This window comes from Halorubrum sp. SS7, from assembly GCF_005435055.1.
GTDB classification, from domain to species: domain Archaea; phylum Halobacteriota; class Halobacteria; order Halobacteriales; family Haloferacaceae; genus Halorubrum; species Halorubrum salinarum.
On sequence record NZ_SGXV01000221.1, the window covers coordinates 1 to 657 of the forward strand.

The 657-nt window shown below is 64.2% G+C and carries 1 protein-coding gene; it reads right to left on the reverse strand.

Annotated elements, in window-relative coordinates; genetic code table 11:
- Positions 1–96: 96 nt before the first annotated feature.
- The coding region (locus EXE44_RS17725) for a substrate-binding domain-containing protein (protein ID WP_199241269.1) at positions 97–657 on the reverse strand (561 nt) is incomplete at its 5' end.

Sequence of the window (657 nt, forward strand, 5' to 3'; positions counted from 1 at the left end):
CCCGCTCCGTTGGAGCGACCCGACCCCGCTGTCCGATTCGTTGCTCATTCAGATTGGTAAAACGTGAGGTGTGTAATCAGCGTTCCCCTTCGGGCGTTACGCGCTGTACTCGTACTCGCCGGCGATCGCCTCCTCGAGGTTGGCGAGGTTGCTGTCGACCATGTCCTGGCTGGCCGGCACGTAGCCGATGTCCTCGGCGACGTAGTCTTTGGCGGCCTCGTTGATGTAGAACTCGATGAACGCCTGGAGGTGGTTCTTCTCCTGGATCTTGCCCATGTGGCCGTAGCTGAACAGCGGCCGAGCGAGCGGGTAACTCCCGCTCTGTGCGGCTTGGAGGCTGGGCTCGACCGGGTCGCTGCCGCCCTCGCTGAGACTGAGCGCCTTGACCGTGTCCGGGTTGTTCGTGTAGTACGCGAAGGGGAGGTAGCCGAGCGCGTATCGGTTCCCGGAGACGCCCTGCGCGATCAGGTCGTCCTCCTCGGTGCCCTCGAAGTCGCTGCGGATGTCCTGGTCCGCCTCGGTCTCTCCGATGACCGCCTCGATGAAGTAGTCGTACGTCCCCGACGTACTCGCCGGCCCGTAGAGGTCGAACGGCTCGTCCGGCCAGTCCGAGTTGACGTCGGACCACAGTTCAGGCGCGGTGTCCGGCGACCAGAT